The following is a 13,542-nucleotide window of genomic DNA, read 5'->3' on the forward strand; positions in this document are numbered from 1 at the left end:
GAACTCATGGGCCTCGCCCGCAGTCATACTGTGGAGCCAGGCTTCACGGGAAGCTGGCGCGAGAGGCTTTGCGGAGGGACGCCGTGGCCGACATCGACGGGACCAGTACGCGCGACACCCTCAACGGCACGGGCGGGGCCGACACGCTTTCCGGCCGGGACGGCTCGGACAGCGTGTTCGGCGGCGCCGGAAACGACACGATCTACGGACACTCCGCGGCCGACCTCGAGGCGGGCTCGTGGGTCATCGACGCCACGCGGGTGGCCTCGGGGCTCTCCAGCCCAGTGTTCGCCGCCTCGCCGCCGGGCGATCCGAACCGCCTGTTCATCGTCGAGCAGCACACCGGTCGGATCCGCATCCTGGACCTTTCGACCGGCCAACTGAACGGGGACGCCTTCCTCGACCTGCCCGACAGCAGCCTGGCCGGCGGCGGCGAGCAGGGGTTGCTGGGGCTGGCCTTCCATCCCGGCTACGCGACGAACGGCCTCTTCTATCTGAACCTGACCAACGCCGCGGGCGACACCGAGGTCCGCGAATACCGTCGCGCCGACGCCGACCATGCCGATGCGACGTCATCGCGCGCGATCCTCGGCATCGACCAGCCGTTCGACAACCACAACGGCGGCTGGCTCGGTTTCGGGCCCGACGGCATGCTCTACATCGCCACCGGCGACGGCGGCTCGGGCGGAGACCCGCAGAACAACGCCCAGAACATCGACTCCCTGCTGGGCAAGATCCTGCGGATCGACGTCAACGGCGACGCCTTCCCCAACGACGCCGCGCGCAACTACGCGATCCCGGCGAGCAACCCGTTCGCGGGCGGTATCCCCGGCGCGGACGAGGTGTGGCTCTACGGCCTGCGCAACCCGTGGCGGGCCAGCTTCGATTCCGCCACCGGCGACCTGTGGATCGGCGATGTTGGCCAGGGCGCGCGCGAGGAGGTCGACCGGATCGCGGCGGGTCAGGGCGGGCTGAACCTGGGTTGGAAGCTCAAGGAGGGCTTCTCGACCTTCTCCGGCGGTTCGCAGGCCGGCCTCACCGATCCGATCCTAGACTACGACCGCACCACGCCGCAGTACTCGGGCGTCGCCGTGACCGGCGGCTACGTCTACCACGGGCCCGGCGGCGCCAGCGGCCTCTACGTCTTCGGCGACTTCGGCAGCGGCGCCCTCTGGACGGTCGCCTACGCCGGCGGCCAGGCGCAGGACTTCCTCAATCGCAATGCCCAGCTCAGCGTCTCCGGCGGCGGCGACATCGACCAGATCGCCTCGTTCGCGGTGGATGGAACCGGGCGCCTCTACCTGATCGGGCTCGACGGGGACATCCACCGACTGAGCCCCCGCGCCGCCGCGGGAGACGCCTCGGACTATCTGCGCGGCGAGGACGGGGACGACGTGATCTACGGCGGCCTGGCCTTCGACGACGTCCACGGCAACGCGGGGAACGACACCGTTTCGGGCGGCCTGGGCGGCGACTGGGTCGTGGGCGGCAAGGACGACGACCGCCTCTCGGGCGACGAGGGCGACGACATCGTCTACGGCAACCTGGGGAACGACACCGGCGACGGCGGGCCTGGCGCCGACATCGTGCGGGGCGGCCAGGGCGACGACGTGCTGCGCGGCGGCGACGGCGCGGACTTCATCTCGGGCGACCTCGGGTCGGACACCCTGACCGGCGGGGCGGGCGCCGACATCTTCAACAGCTTCGGCGGCGCAGGCGTCGACCGGGTGCTCGACTTCAATCGCGGCGAGGGCGACCGCGTTCGCCTGGACCCCGGCAGCACCTACACGGTGAGCCAGGACGGCGCCGACACCGTGGTTTCGGTCGGCGGCGGGGCGACGGTCGTGCTGGCGGGCGTGCAGATGTCCACGCTCACCGGAAGCTGGATCTTCGTGGGGTAGGGGTGTTCAGGCTCGTCTCCCCTCGCGGAGAAGCTGGCGGCGAACGGCCGTATGAGGTGGCGCCGACCTTTCGGCCCGGAACGAAAAAGGGCCGCCGGACAAGCCGAGCGACCCCTCATCCGTCGCCCTTGCGGGCGACACCTTCTCCCACGAGGGGAGAAGGATCGGTCTCAAATCACGCCGGTTCGGCGCTGGGCTTCGGCGAGATCGGCACCGCCACGGACGGGCCGGACGGGCGCTTGGATTCGCTCTCGTCCCGCACCGGAGGCACGCCCTTCAGGGCGTTGACGATCTCGTCGCCGGTCAGGGTCTCGTACTCGAGCAGGGCCTTGGCCAGGGTGTGCAGCTCGTCCAGCTTCTCGGTCAGGATGCGGCGGGCTTCGCTTTCGCCGCCCTCCACCAGCCGCCGGACCTCTTCGTCGATGATCTTGGCGGTCTCTTCCGAGACGTTCTGGTTGCGCGCGACCGAGTGGCCCAGGAACACTTCTTCCTGGTTCTCGCCGTACTCGACCGAGCCCAGGCGCTCCGAGAAGCCCCACTTGGTCACCATCGCCCGGGCCAGCTTGGTGGCCTGGCTGATGTCGGACGAGGCGCCCGAGGTGATCTTGTCCTTGCCGAAGATGATCTCTTCCGCGACGCGACCGCCGAACAGGATGGCCAGGCGCGAGGTCATCTGCTCGTAGCTCATCGAGAACTTGTCGCGTTCCGGAAGCTGCATGACCATGCCCAGCGCACGGCCGCGCGGGATGATCGTCGCCTTGTGGACCGGATCGGTCGCCGGGACGTTCAGCGCCACCAGGGCGTGGCCGCCCTCGTGGTAGGCCGTCAGCTTCTTCTCGTCCTCGGTCATGACCATCGACCGGCGCTCGGCGCCCATCATGACCTTGTCCTTGGCGTCCTCGAAGTCGCGCATGGTGACCATGCGGCGGTTCTTGCGGGCGGCCATCAGGGCCGCCTCGTTGACCAGGTTGGCCAGGTCGGCGCCAGAGAATCCGGGGGTGCCGCGGGCGATGACCTTCACGTCCACGTCGGCGGCCAGGGGCACGTTCTTCATGTGGACGCGCAGGATGCGCTCGCGGCCGTTGATGTCGGGGTTCGGCACCACGACCTGGCGGTCGAAGCGGCCGGGACGCAGCAGGGCCGGATCCAGCACGTCGGGGCGGTTGGTCGCGGCGATGAGGATGATGCCCTCGTTCGCCTCGAAGCCGTCCATCTCGACCAGGAGCTGGTTCAGCGTCTGCTCGCGCTCGTCGTTGCCACCGCCGAGGCCCGCGCCACGATGGCGGCCCACGGCGTCGATTTCGTCAATGAAGATGATGCAGGGAGCGTTCTTCTTCGCCTGTTCGAACATGTCGCGCACGCGGCTGGCGCCGACGCCCACGAACATTTCCACGAAGTCCGAGCCCGAGATCGTGAAGAAGGGCACGCCCGCCTCGCCCGCGACGGCGCGCGCGATCAGGGTCTTGCCCGTGCCGGGCGGGCCGATGAGCAGGGCGCCCTTCGGGATCTTGCCGCCCAGGCGCTGGAACTTCTGCGGGTCCTTCAGGAAGTCGACGATCTCCGTCAGCTCTTCCTTGGCCTCGTCCACGCCGGCCACGTCCTCGAACGTGACGCGGTTCTTGTTCTCGGTGAGCAGGCGGGCCTTCGACTTGCCGAAGCCCATGGCGCCGCGCGCCCCGCCCTGCATCTGGCGCATGAAGAAGATCCACACGCCGATCAGCAGCAGGATCGGCAGCGAGTTCAGCAGCAGGCCCACCAGGGTGATGCCGCCGGCGGCCTTCACGTTGATGTTGGCGCCGCTCTTCTCAAGCCGCTGGACCAGGTCGTCCTGGTTGTTCGGCGTGGTGGCCGTGTAGACGCGGTTGCTCTGGTCGGTGACTTCCACCACCGGCCCGCGGATCTCGGCCTTCTTCACCTCGCCGGCGTTCACCTTCGAGAGGAGCTGCGAATAGGTGACCTCGTGGGTCCCGGCGGCGCCGCGGCCACCGCCCGTCATCATGCTGTAGAGCCCGATCAGGACGACGACGATGACGCCCCAGATGACGAGATTGCGGAGGTTCATGTGATGACCGTTCCCAGGAAAGCGGCGTACGAAACCAATAGATAGGACGCCGACCGGTGTTGGACCATTTAACGCCAGCCCATTGCGACCGTACATCGCGCCTTGAGCATGACAGGGTCGCGCTCGAAGCTTCAGCCTAAGTCGGGGGCCGTCCGATTGCAGGACAAAACGCCTGCGCTCGAAAGGCCCCTTGGGAGCATATACGCAAAAAGGGCCGCGCCGGTGGCGCAGCCCTTCAAATAAGCATCATTCGTGCCAGGTTTTAGACCTGGATCAAATCAGCGCGACGGCTTCTTCGGCGCGGCGATCAGGCCTTCGCGCTGGGCGCGCTTGCGGGCCAGCTTGCGGGCGCGACGCACGGCTTCCGCCTTCTGGCGGGCGCGCTTTTCCGAGGGCTTCTCATAGTGGACGTGCCGCTTCATTTCGCGGAACGAGCCTTCGCGCTGCATCTTCTTCTTCAGCGCCTTGAGGGCTTGGTCGACGTTGTTGTCGCGGACGAAAATCTGAACCAGAGGAACCTCTCCTGCCTACGCTAGCCGCCCGCCTCGACCGGCATAAAAGGCGGCGAGCGTGCAAAAATGGATCGCCCGAAGGGGTTAGCCTTCGGGTTTGAGGGCGCGCAATTAGCAGAACGAACGTGCCATGTCCACGCGTTCGGAATAGAAAGCAACCATGACGACCGCCGCGCAGGAATGGGCCGAGGCTGCCGAACAGCATCTGCTGGACGAGGCGTTGAAGCTTGCGCCCATCCATGGCTGGACACGCCGCACAGTCACGCTGGCGGGGCAGGCGCTGGGCATGTCCCAGGGCGAGACGGAGCTGCTGCTGCCCCACGGCGCGGCCGACCTCGCGGCGCTGCTTTCGCGGCGGCATGACGACCGAGCCCTGGCGGCCCTGGCCGACGTCCATGCCTCGAACCTGAAGATCCGCGAGCGCATCCGCCGCGCGGTGGAGGCGAGACTGGACGCCGCCGCCCCGGACGAGCCCGCGCTGCGCCGCTGGATGGGCTTCCTGGCCCTGCCCCAGAACCTGCCGCTGGGCTCGCGCCTGGCCTGGGAGAGCGCCGACCATCTCTGGCGCTGGGCCGGCGACACCGCCACGGACGAGAACCACTATTCCAAGCGCGCGATCCTGGCCGGCATCCTCAGCGCCGCCATGACCATCCGCATGACCCAGGGCCGCCAGGAGGCGCTGGCGTTCGTCGACCGCCGCATCGAGGACGTCATGCGCTTCGAGAAGTGGAAGGCCACCACGACGTTCCGGCCCAGCCAGTGGCTGAACGCCGCCGCCGAACATCTCGGCCGGACCAGGTACGGCGGGTAGCCCCTTTCCCTCCCCATCAAGGAGACGGAGGGGGGTTCAGCTATGGGGATTCTCGAAGATCGCCTCCACGGGCTCGCCGAACAGGGCGGCGATCCGGTAAGCGAGGTCCAGCGACGGGTCGTGCTTGTCGCTCTCCAGCGCGATGATCGCCTGGCGCGAGACGCCCAGGCGCTCGCCCAGGTCGGCCTGGGTCCAGCCGCGGGCCGCGCGCAGCTCCTTCAGCCGGTTCCTCACCGCGTGGTCCGCACGAACGGCGTCACGACCGCGTAGCAGAGCCAGAACAGCATGTAGACCGCGTACCCGGGCACGTGCGGCGCGCGGGCGTACTCCTCGACGAAGCCCCAGGCCGTAAAGATCGCCATGGCCCCGCCCGCCGCCAGGATGAACCGCTTGGCGGTCAGCGCCCGGACGAACTCGTCGGCGTCGCCCATCAGCGCCAGGGTTGCCCAGAGCTGGCCGATCACCGGCGCGGCGACCGCCAGGCCGAGCAGATAGGACCCCGGCCGCGTGCGGTCGTCAAAGGCGCCGCCGATCGCGGCGACGTTGATCGCGACATAGGGGACCATGAAGGCGAAGGTCCGGATCGCGTAGCGCCGGTGCGCAAGATCCATAGCCATGGAAGATCTCCTTGATGTAAGGAGAACCTGACACGGGACGGATGTAAGGTCAACCTTACATGTGCCGCTACAGCGCCTTCAGCTTGTTCACGTGGCCCATCTTGCGGCCGGGCTTGGGATCGCGCTTTCCGTAGAGGTGGATGCGGGTCTCGGGCTCGTGGGCCAGCTTGCTCCAGCCCTCGGCCTCGTCGCCCAGCAGGTTCAGCATCTCGACGCGGTGGTGCGGCGCGGTCGGGCCCAGCGGCCAGCCCGCCACGGCGCGGACGTGCTGCTCGAACTGGTCGACCTCGCAGCCGTCCATGGTCCAGTGGCCGGTGTTGTGGACCCGCGGGGCGATCTCGTTGACCAGCAGCGTCCCATCCTTCAGCTCGAACAGCTCGATGCCGACGACGCCTACGTAGTTCAGGCCCTTCAGCACGCGGGCGGCGATCTTCTCGGCCTGGAAGGCCAGGTCCTCGCTGACCTGCGCGGGCGCCAGGCTGCGGCGCAGGATGCCGCCCTCGTGGTGGTTCTCGGCCAGGGGATAGACCGCGGTGGCGCCGTCGCGGCCGCGCGCGGCGATGATCGACAGCTCCCGCACGAAGTCGGCGGGCGCCTCCAGGATCACCGGCACGCCACCCAGCGCCCGGAAGGCCTCCGCCGCGTCGGGCGCGTGCTCGACCCAGCGCTGGCCCTTGCCGTCGTAGCCCTCGCGGCGCGTCTTCATGAGGATCGGGCAGCCCATCTCGGTCGCCGCGGCCACCGCCTCCTCGGCGCTGTCGGCGGAGGAGAAGGCGACGGTGGGCGCGCCGCTGGCGTTCAGGAACTGCTTCTCGGCGATGCGGTCCTGGGCGACGGCCAGGGCCTCGGGACCCGGCGCCACCTCGACGCCCAGCGCCTGCAGCTTCGCCACCGAGGCGGCGGGCACGTTCTCGAACTCGAAGGTCACCACCTGCGCCAGGGCCGCGAGCTGCTCCAGGGCCGCCGGATCGTCGTACGCGCCGACGATGGTGTGGGCGGCGACGCGGCCGGCGGGGCTGTCGGCGTCGCGCTCCAGCACCGCCACGTCGAAGCCCAGGCGCGCGGCGGCCAGGGCCAGCATGCGGCCGAGCTGGCCGCCCCCGAGGATGCCGAGGGTGGAGCCGGGCGGAAGCGGAAGCGTGGGCATCGGTCTCTAAGCTCTACTCCACCGCCTCGGACACGCTGGCGGTCTGTTGGGCGGCGAAGTCGGCGACCCGCTTCGCCAGGGGCTCGTCGGACAGCGCCAGGATCCGCGCCGCCAGCAGCCCGGCGTTCTTGGCGCCCGCCTCGCCGATGGCGAGCGTGCCCACCGGAATGCCGCCGGGCATCTGGACGATGGAGAGCAGGCTGTCCATGCCCTTCAGCGCCTTCGACTCCACCGGAACGCCCAGCACGGGCAGATCGGTCAGCGAGGCGGTCATTCCCGGCAGGTGGGCCGCGCCGCCAGCCCCGGCAATGATCACTTTGAACCCTTCGGCCTTGGCGCCCTTGGCGAAGTCGTACATCCGCTGCGGCGTGCGGTGCGCCGAGACCACGCGGGCCTCGTAGGCGACGCCCAGGCCCTCCAGCATCTCGGCCGCATGGCGCAGCACGGGCCAGTCCGACCGGCTGCCCATGATGATGGCGACGGGCGCGCTCATGCGTGCTGATTTCCCCTGGGGTCCTCGGAAGGGCGCGGAGTATAGGCGCCGCCTTTGCCTGTACAATGCGCGACGGTTAGATTCCCTTAACCGCGGTGGCGTCGAATGGCGTTAACCATTCGGGGATGGCGATGAAGATCGGCGGCTTGAGGAGCGAACCCGTCGCGGCGAACCGCCGCCGCGCCGCCGTGTCGTCGGGCGCCGCGGCCGTGGCCGCCGCCCGCGCGGCCGACCGGGCCACCTTCCTCGGCGTGAGCCGCGCCGAGATGACGCCGGCCGTGCGGGCCGCCATCGAGAGCCTGCTGGGCGAGCTGGACGAACTGCGGGCCGAGGTCGCACGCCTGAAGGCGCGGCTGGACGAGGCCGAGGGCCTGGCCGATCGCGACGCCCTGACCCCGCTGCTCAACCGCCGCGCCTTCGTGCGCGAACTGGGCCGCGCCCGGACCTTTGCCCGGCGCCACGGCTTTCCCTTGAGCCTCGTCTATTTCGACCTCGACGGCTTCAAGGCGCTGAACGACCGGCTGGGCCACGCCGCGGGCGATGCGGCCCTGCAAGCGGTGGCGGGACGGCTCACGGGCCGGGTGCGCGAGACCGACATCGTGGGCCGGATGGGCGGCGACGAGTTCGCCGTGGTGCTGATGTCGGCCGACCAGGCCACCGCCGAGGCCAGGGCCGCAGAGCTGGCGCGCGCCATCGAGGCCGAGCCGCCGATCCCGTCCGCGCCCCTGCTGCGCGTCAGCTACGGCGTGCGCGAGGTGGCCGGCGAGGCCGACCCCGAGGCGGTGATCGCCGAGGCGGACGCGGCCATGTTCGCCGCGAAGCGCCAGCGCAAGGCGGGCTGAACAGGCCTCCGGCCTACCGAGCCTCAGGCGATGATGTCGGGGTTCAGGAAGTCCTCGATGCGCGCCATCTCGTCCTTCAGCGCCAGCTTCTTGCGCTTCAGCCGGCCGATGACGATCAGGTCGGGCACCGTCGTATGGGTCAGGGCGTGGATCGCGGCGTCCAGGTCGGCGTGATCCTGGCGCAGGTCGCTGAGGCGCGCCTCAAGGGCCTCCTCGGTGAAGGTGGAATAGTCGATCATCGGCCCCGACACCCTACCCCAGGGCGGCGGCCAGTTCGGCCAGCGCGCCTGCGGGCGCCGGCTTGTCCCATGCCTTGGACGCCGCTTCCAGAGCCTCCAGCGCGTGCGCGCCGCCCTGGCCCTGCGACATGCCGTCCAGGGTCTCGAGCAGCAGGCGCTCGGCGCTCAGCTCCAGGCTCTTCACCTCCTCGCGCAGCGCCTGGCGGGCGTGGTCGTCGAACGGCGGCAGCGCCGGCTTGAGGGCGCGGCGCACCTCGCGCAGCGGAACCAGCGCCGTGCGGTCCCAGTCGCGGGCCGCCGCCGCCGCCCGCGCCAGCAGCGGCGGGTCCTTCGTCTCGGCGTAGACCGCCCACAGCAGCAGCGAGGTGTTCTGCCCGTGCTCGTCCTGCAGCTTCAGGCACGCCTCGGGCACGCCCGGCCGCGCATAGGCCTCCAGCGCCCATTCCCAGATCGGTCCGGCGCCCGCGCCCATGCTTCAGGCCTCGCCCTTCAGCGCCTGGATGTCCTCGCCCCAGCGCTTCACCGGCTTCCAGTCCAGGCCGAAGAGGTCCAGCGCGCGCCCCACCGACTGGTCGACCATCTCGGCCACCGTCGCGGGCTTGGCGTAGAAGGCGGGCAGGGGCGGGGCGATCACCGCGCCCATCTCGGCCAGCCGCACCATGGTGCGCAGGTGCCCCAGGTGCAGCGGCGTCTCGCGCACCATCAGCACCAGCGGCCGGCGCTCCTTCAGCGTCACGTCCGCGGCGCGGGTGAGCAGCGAGGAGGTCACGCCGGTGGCGATCTCGCTCATCGTGCGGACCGAACAGGGGGCCACGATCATGCCCAGCGTGGGGTAGGAGCCGGACGAGATGGGCGCGCCCACGTCGCCGACCTTGTGGGTGACGTCCGCCCGCGCCTGGACGTCCGCCGGGCTCAGCGACGTCTCCTGCGCAAGGGTGAGGACCGAGGAACGGCTCATCACCAGATGGCTTTCGATGCCGAGATCGCGGCACGCGTCCAGGGCCCGCAAGCCATACAGGACCCCGGACGCGCCCGAGATGCCGACGATCAGCCTTGGCTTTTCGCCTGTCACGTTCGGGCTCCTCCAACTATCGCGGCGCAATCCGGTTCTACCGGCCGACTGCAAACATATGTGATCTGACAGCCGCGGGAAGCGGGTGTTCACTCGTGAGCCGTCCAACCGAGAGGAGGCTCTCCGCCATGGCGCTAGATGCCCGGATCCGTGAACTCGGATCCCGCCACCAGTCCCTGGAACAGGCGATCCAGGACGAGATGCGCAGGCCCTACGCCGACGACCTCAAGCTCCGAGAACTCAAGCGACAGAAGCTCAGGCTGAAGGAAGAGATCGAGACCCTTCGCGGCCAGATGCACTAGGAACCGCCCCTCCTCTTCATGGGGAGGAGTGGCCGGCGCGCAGCGACCAGGCGGGTGAGGACCTCACGTTCAAGCTGTGAGCTTGATCTCGCATTCCCCGCCCTGCGCGCCTGACGGCGGGCCGTCCCTCCCCGAGCGGGGAGGGAAGCGCCAGCTAGTCCTCGTCGTCCTCGTCCAGCGCGGGCTGGTTCGCGAAGACGTTGGCCAGGTCGGTCTCGCGCTCGACCTCGGGCTCTTCTTCCTCGTACGCGCCAGCTTCCGACGCCGGGCGCAGGGTGGCGCCCTCGGGCTCGACGATGCCGCGACGGGCGTCGTCCTTCGCCTTCTTGTCGGCCGCCTTCTTCACCACCGCGTCCAGCTCGAGTTGGGTGGCGAGACCCAGGGTCACCGGGTCGACCGGCTTGATCTGGGCCGAGTTCCAATGCTGGCGGTTACGCACCTGGTCGATCGTGGCCTTGGTGGTGCCCAGCAGGCGCGCGACCTGGCTGTCCGGCACTTCCGGGTGGTTGCGGATGAACCAGGCGATGGCGTCCGGGCGGTCCTGGCGGCGCGACACAGGCGTGTAGCGCGGGGCCTTCTTCACGGGCTTCAGCAGCTCGGCGTGCCGGCTCTTCTGCGCCTTCATCCGGTACTTGTCGTTCTTCTCGGCGGCGTCCAGCTCATCGCGCGAGAGCTGGCCGTTGGCGATCGGGTCGGCGCCGCGGATGTCGCGCGCCACTTCGCCGTCGGCGATGCCCTTCACCTCCAGCGGGTGCAGGCCGCAGAAGTCCGCGATCTGGTCGAAGGTGAGCGAGGTGTTGTCGACCAGCCAGACGGCGGTCGCCTTGGGCATGAGGATCTGCGTCATCATCAGGTTCCGAAGCGGGCAAGTCCCGAAAACGAAGGCGCCCGGCCTTTCGGCCGGGCGGTGAGGCTTTTCATATAGGCCGGTTACGCCGGCCTGGAAACGGGATTCTCGAATTCAGGCCAGGATCCACCCCGGCGTCAGCGTGCTCATCTGCACGCCGACCAGGATCATCTGGTCCGCGCCCGAGCCCAGGGTGATGACGGTGTCGGCCCCGACCTGCGCCACGCTGTAGGTCGTCCCAGGATCCAGGTGCACGCGGTCGCCTTCGCCGACGTTGAAATCGAGCACCCGGTCTGAACCTGAATCCAGCGAGATGTGGAAGAGGTCGGCGCCGGCCCCGCCGACCACCGTGTCGGCCCCCTTGTCGCCCGACAGGAAGTCGTTGCCGGCGCCGCCCGAGAGGGAGTCGTTGTCCTGGCCGCCGCGCACAGTGTCGTTCCCGGCGCCGCCGTCGCAGGTGTCCGCGCCGATGTTCCCGTAGACCAGATCGACGCCGTCCTCGCCGAAGAGCAGGTCGTTGTCCTTGCCGCCCACGACATAGTCGTCGCCCGCGCCGCCGCGCTCGGTGTCGTTGCCGGTGTTGCCCTGGATGTCGTCGAACAGCGACCCGCCGGCGATGGAGTCGTTGCCGTCCTCGCCGCGCAGGTAGCTCTGACCCGTTCCGCCGTCGATGGTGTCGTTCCCGGCCCCGGCGAAGATGCTGTCGTAGCCGGCGCCGCCGTCGATGCTGTTGTCCAGCGCGTTGCCGTTGATGGTGTCGGCGCCGAAGCCGCCGACCGCGTTCTCGATCTGCGCGCCCTGGGCGATGGCCACGTTGCCCACCAGCCCGCCGACGTTCGAGAAGAAGCCCTCGCGCAGGTCGATCGTCTGGTTCTGGGTGTAGCCGGAGAAGTCGAAGGTGTCGCGGCCGCCCGCGTCCCACACCGCGAAGACGACCCGCGACGAGCTGCTCGTGGCGGCGAACCAGTCGCGCCCGGCCGTCGAGTTGAAGCCGTAGACGGTGTCGCCCGTCCGGGTGGTCATGTTGGCGCCGTACTCGATTTGGGCGGCGCGGATGTCGTCGAGCTGCGGGGCCGAGGCGTAGCGGCCGCCATAGCTGCCGCCCGTGTTCGACTCCGAGAAATAGCTCATCACCGTGTACTGGCGGCTGTCCTCGTAATACTCGGCGTTGCCGGCGTAGGTGATCGCCCCGCCGGTGTCGCTGGCGTTGTAATCGCCGGGGTGGGCCAGGCCGATGGCGTGGCCGATCTCGTGGATCAGCACCTGGGCGCCGTAGTTGCCCATCGTCGGATAGCTGTTGGTGCCCGCGGTGATGTTGACCCAGACGTCGCCCGCCGCGCTGCTGGCGCTGGTGCTGCCGGGGTAGTTGGCGAAGGCGGCCGAGCCGGACTCGCCGGAGGTGTAGTTGCCGAACAGGATCGACGCGTTGTCGGCGTAGGCGATCTCGCCGTCGGTCCCCGAACCCACGCGCACGAACTTGATGTTGGCCACGTCGGACCAGGCGGTCATCGCCTGCTCGGCCTGGTAGATCTGCTGGGCGTTGAACCGCTGGAAGCCCTCGGTGTCGCTCGGCATGTTCACCGGCGCCGTCGCCCGGAAGGCGTAGGTGACGGTGAAGGCGCGGCCGGCCACCCCACCCCACCCAGGGGCCGGAGCCATGGTCGTCGCGTCGAAGCCCGTGAGCTGCAGGCCCGCCCGGTCGATCGTGAAGCTCTCTTTGCCGTTCACCACCGCGCCCGCGCGCTGGTCGGCGTTGAGATAGGACAGGCCGGTCGCCGTCTCGCCGTCGATCACCAGGCTCTGCTGGCCCGAACACAGCGGGCAGCTGCAGGGCGTCGCCGTGGCGTCAGCCGACAGCGGGCGGCTTAGCAGCGTCGAGTCATCGATGGAGACGGGGGAGGCGTCGGTGGGCATGCTCGCACTCTATCAAGCACCATCCCCTTCATTTGCTTAAGGGAATAGGTGAATCCGCACAATGCGGAACCCGCGCGGCGTATACGCGCACCGATGTTACGCAGGCGTGGCCCTTCTGGCCGCGCCGAGCGTGCCGCAGTTTCCGCAGATCGGCTAGGCGTTGCTAAGCCGCTTCAGGGCCTCGGCGTCGAACGGCGCGGCGCTCTTCACGTCGTTGTCGAAGTAGGCGTAGACGTCGTGGCCCTCGAGCCGCCAGTCGCGGATCCGGGCTGCCCACCGCTGAAGCTGGTCCTCGGAATAGCGGTCGAAGTAGCGGCCGGTCGGCCCGTGCCCGCGGATGTAGACCCAGCTCGCGGTGCGCGTCCACGGCGCCGGCGCATGGTGGTGGTCCGAGATGCAGAGCGAGACGTCGCGCGCCTCCAGCAGACGGAAGATCTCGGGCTCGTACCAGGAGGGATGGCGGAACTCGACCGTGTGGCGGCCGGCCGGCAGCAGGTCCAGGAACGTCGCCAGCCGCTCGTCGTCCCGCCGCAGCGACGGCGGCAGCTGGATTAGCGACGGGCCCAGCTTCGCGCCCAGCGGCGCCATGCGGCCGAACACCAGGGCGATCGGGTCGGCGCAATCCTTCAGCTTCTTGTTGTGGGTGATGAAGCGGCTGACCTTCCAGGCGAAGACGAAGCCGGGCGGCGCGCGCTCAGCCCATCCCTCGACCATCGATTCCGAGGGCAGGCGGTAGAAGCTGGCGTTGATCTCGGCCGTGTCGAACCGGGTGGCGTAGTATTC

16 protein-coding genes are annotated in these 13,542 nt (G+C 69.4%); 4 read left to right on the top strand and 12 right to left on the bottom strand.

Annotated elements, in window-relative coordinates; all coding sequences use genetic code 11:
* Positions 1-83: 83 nt before the first annotated feature.
* Positions 84-1,901, top strand: coding sequence for a PQQ-dependent sugar dehydrogenase (locus tag Q0L11_RS15710; protein ID WP_296598462.1), 1,818 nt, complete (start codon positions 84-86; stop codon positions 1,899-1,901).
* A 175-nt stretch (positions 1,902-2,076) separates the two neighbouring features.
* Here Q0L11_RS15710 and ftsH read toward each other — a convergent pair whose 3' ends face one another.
* Both ftsH and rpsU read right to left on the bottom strand, forming a co-directional pair.
* Complete coding sequence (ftsH, locus tag Q0L11_RS15715) at positions 2,077-3,963, bottom strand: ATP-dependent zinc metalloprotease FtsH (protein WP_296598464.1); 1,887 nt, start codon at positions 3,961-3,963, stop codon at positions 2,077-2,079.
* Between the two features lie 278 nt (positions 3,964-4,241).
* Complete coding sequence (rpsU, locus tag Q0L11_RS15720; RefSeq protein WP_111275467.1) at positions 4,242-4,475, bottom strand: 30S ribosomal protein S21; 234 nt, start codon at positions 4,473-4,475, stop codon at positions 4,242-4,244.
* 160 nt (positions 4,476-4,635) lie between these two features.
* On the opposite strand from rpsU, the gene Q0L11_RS15725 reads away from it, so the two are divergent.
* Positions 4,636-5,286, top strand: a complete 651-nt coding sequence (locus Q0L11_RS15725; protein WP_296598466.1) for a COQ9 family protein — start codon at positions 4,636-4,638, stop codon at positions 5,284-5,286.
* A 36-nt stretch (positions 5,287-5,322) separates the two neighbouring features.
* Here Q0L11_RS15725 and Q0L11_RS15730 read toward each other — a convergent pair whose 3' ends face one another.
* The 4 genes from Q0L11_RS15730 to purE all read right to left on the bottom strand — a co-directional run bounded on the left by Q0L11_RS15730 (position 5,323) and on the right by purE (position 7,543).
* Entirely contained in the window at positions 5,323-5,520 is a 198-nt protein-coding gene (locus tag Q0L11_RS15730) for a helix-turn-helix transcriptional regulator (RefSeq protein WP_296598468.1), read from the bottom strand.
* Positions 5,517-5,903, bottom strand: coding sequence for a hypothetical protein (locus Q0L11_RS15735; RefSeq protein WP_296598470.1), 387 nt, complete (start codon positions 5,901-5,903; stop codon positions 5,517-5,519). The genes Q0L11_RS15730 and Q0L11_RS15735 overlap by 4 nt, the downstream gene beginning before the upstream one ends.
* A 67-nt stretch (positions 5,904-5,970) precedes the next feature.
* Positions 5,971-7,050: a 5-(carboxyamino)imidazole ribonucleotide synthase gene (locus Q0L11_RS15740; RefSeq protein ID WP_296598471.1), complete on the bottom strand. Its 1,080-nt coding sequence runs from the start codon at positions 7,048-7,050 to the stop codon at positions 5,971-5,973.
* 13 nt (positions 7,051-7,063) lie between these two features.
* Positions 7,064-7,543, bottom strand: a complete 480-nt coding sequence (gene purE, locus Q0L11_RS15745; RefSeq protein WP_296598473.1) for a 5-(carboxyamino)imidazole ribonucleotide mutase — start codon at positions 7,541-7,543, stop codon at positions 7,064-7,066.
* A 131-nt stretch (positions 7,544-7,674) separates the two neighbouring features.
* On the opposite strand from purE, the gene Q0L11_RS15750 reads away from it, so the two are divergent.
* A complete protein-coding gene (locus tag Q0L11_RS15750) occupies positions 7,675-8,385 on the top strand; it encodes a GGDEF domain-containing protein (protein ID WP_296598474.1) in 711 nt (236 codons plus the stop codon).
* A gap of 23 nt (positions 8,386-8,408) precedes the next feature.
* On the opposite strand, the gene Q0L11_RS15755 is transcribed toward Q0L11_RS15750, so the two are convergent.
* Genes Q0L11_RS15755 through Q0L11_RS15765 form a run of 3 tightly spaced genes read right to left on the bottom strand, consistent with a single transcriptional unit; the run spans position 8,409 to position 9,696 of the window.
* Entirely contained in the window at positions 8,409-8,624 is a 216-nt protein-coding gene (locus Q0L11_RS15755; protein ID WP_296598476.1) for a DUF465 domain-containing protein, read from the bottom strand.
* A gap of 13 nt (positions 8,625-8,637) precedes the next feature.
* Positions 8,638-9,096, bottom strand: a complete 459-nt coding sequence (locus tag Q0L11_RS15760) for a TIGR02444 family protein (RefSeq protein ID WP_296598477.1) — start codon at positions 9,094-9,096, stop codon at positions 8,638-8,640.
* A 3-nt stretch (positions 9,097-9,099) separates the two neighbouring features.
* Positions 9,100-9,696 (bottom strand): UbiX family flavin prenyltransferase, encoded by a 597-nt coding sequence (locus tag Q0L11_RS15765; protein WP_296598478.1) that lies wholly within the window; start codon positions 9,694-9,696, stop codon positions 9,100-9,102.
* Between the two features lie 128 nt (positions 9,697-9,824).
* On the opposite strand from Q0L11_RS15765, the gene Q0L11_RS15770 reads away from it, so the two are divergent.
* Positions 9,825-9,998, top strand: a complete 174-nt coding sequence (locus Q0L11_RS15770; RefSeq protein WP_296598479.1) for a DUF465 domain-containing protein — start codon at positions 9,825-9,827, stop codon at positions 9,996-9,998.
* Positions 9,999-10,152: 154 nt separating this feature from the next.
* Here the strand turns inward: Q0L11_RS15770 and Q0L11_RS15775 are convergent, their stop codons facing one another.
* The 3 genes from Q0L11_RS15775 to Q0L11_RS15785 all read right to left on the bottom strand — a co-directional run.
* Positions 10,153-10,845, bottom strand: a complete 693-nt coding sequence (locus tag Q0L11_RS15775) for a DUF1013 domain-containing protein (RefSeq protein ID WP_296598480.1) — start codon at positions 10,843-10,845, stop codon at positions 10,153-10,155.
* A 114-nt stretch (positions 10,846-10,959) separates the two neighbouring features.
* Positions 10,960-12,759: a M10 family metallopeptidase C-terminal domain-containing protein gene (locus Q0L11_RS15780; protein ID WP_296598481.1), complete on the bottom strand. Its 1,800-nt coding sequence runs from the start codon at positions 12,757-12,759 to the stop codon at positions 10,960-10,962.
* Between the two features lie 153 nt (positions 12,760-12,912).
* Positions 12,913-13,542: DUF72 domain-containing protein (locus tag Q0L11_RS15785; protein WP_296598482.1), on the bottom strand; the 630-nt coding region annotated here is incomplete at its 5' end.

The sequence above is a fragment of the Phenylobacterium sp. genome (genome assembly GCF_024508875.1).
In the GTDB taxonomy this organism is placed as follows: Bacteria; Pseudomonadota; Alphaproteobacteria; order Caulobacterales; family Caulobacteraceae; genus Phenylobacterium.

Excerpts from the sequence above, each read along its gene's own strand:
- ftsH (WP_296598464.1), bottom strand. The coding sequence starts at position 3,963 with ATGAACCTCCGCAATCTCGTCATCTGGGGCGTCATCGTCGTCGTCCTG.
- Q0L11_RS15735 (WP_296598470.1), bottom strand. The coding sequence starts at position 5,903 with ATGGCTATGGATCTTGCGCACCGGCGCTACGCGATCCGGACCTTCGCC.
- Q0L11_RS15775 (WP_296598480.1), bottom strand. The coding sequence starts at position 10,845 with ATGACGCAGATCCTCATGCCCAAGGCGACCGCCGTCTGGCTGGTCGAC.
- Q0L11_RS15740 (WP_296598471.1), bottom strand. The coding sequence starts at position 7,050 with ATGCCCACGCTTCCGCTTCCGCCCGGCTCCACCCTCGGCATCCTCGGG.
- purE (WP_296598473.1), bottom strand. The coding sequence starts at position 7,543 with ATGAGCGCGCCCGTCGCCATCATCATGGGCAGCCGGTCGGACTGGCCC.
- Q0L11_RS15755 (WP_296598476.1), bottom strand. The coding sequence starts at position 8,624 with ATGATCGACTATTCCACCTTCACCGAGGAGGCCCTTGAGGCGCGCCTC.
- Q0L11_RS15770 (WP_296598479.1), top strand. The coding sequence starts at position 9,825 with ATGGCGCTAGATGCCCGGATCCGTGAACTCGGATCCCGCCACCAGTCC.
- Q0L11_RS15725 (WP_296598466.1), top strand. The coding sequence starts at position 4,636 with ATGACGACCGCCGCGCAGGAATGGGCCGAGGCTGCCGAACAGCATCTG.
- Q0L11_RS15760 (WP_296598477.1), bottom strand. The coding sequence starts at position 9,096 with ATGGGCGCGGGCGCCGGACCGATCTGGGAATGGGCGCTGGAGGCCTAT.
- Q0L11_RS15780 (WP_296598481.1), bottom strand. The coding sequence starts at position 12,759 with ATGCCCACCGACGCCTCCCCCGTCTCCATCGATGACTCGACGCTGCTA.
- Q0L11_RS15750 (WP_296598474.1), top strand. The coding sequence starts at position 7,675 with ATGAAGATCGGCGGCTTGAGGAGCGAACCCGTCGCGGCGAACCGCCGC.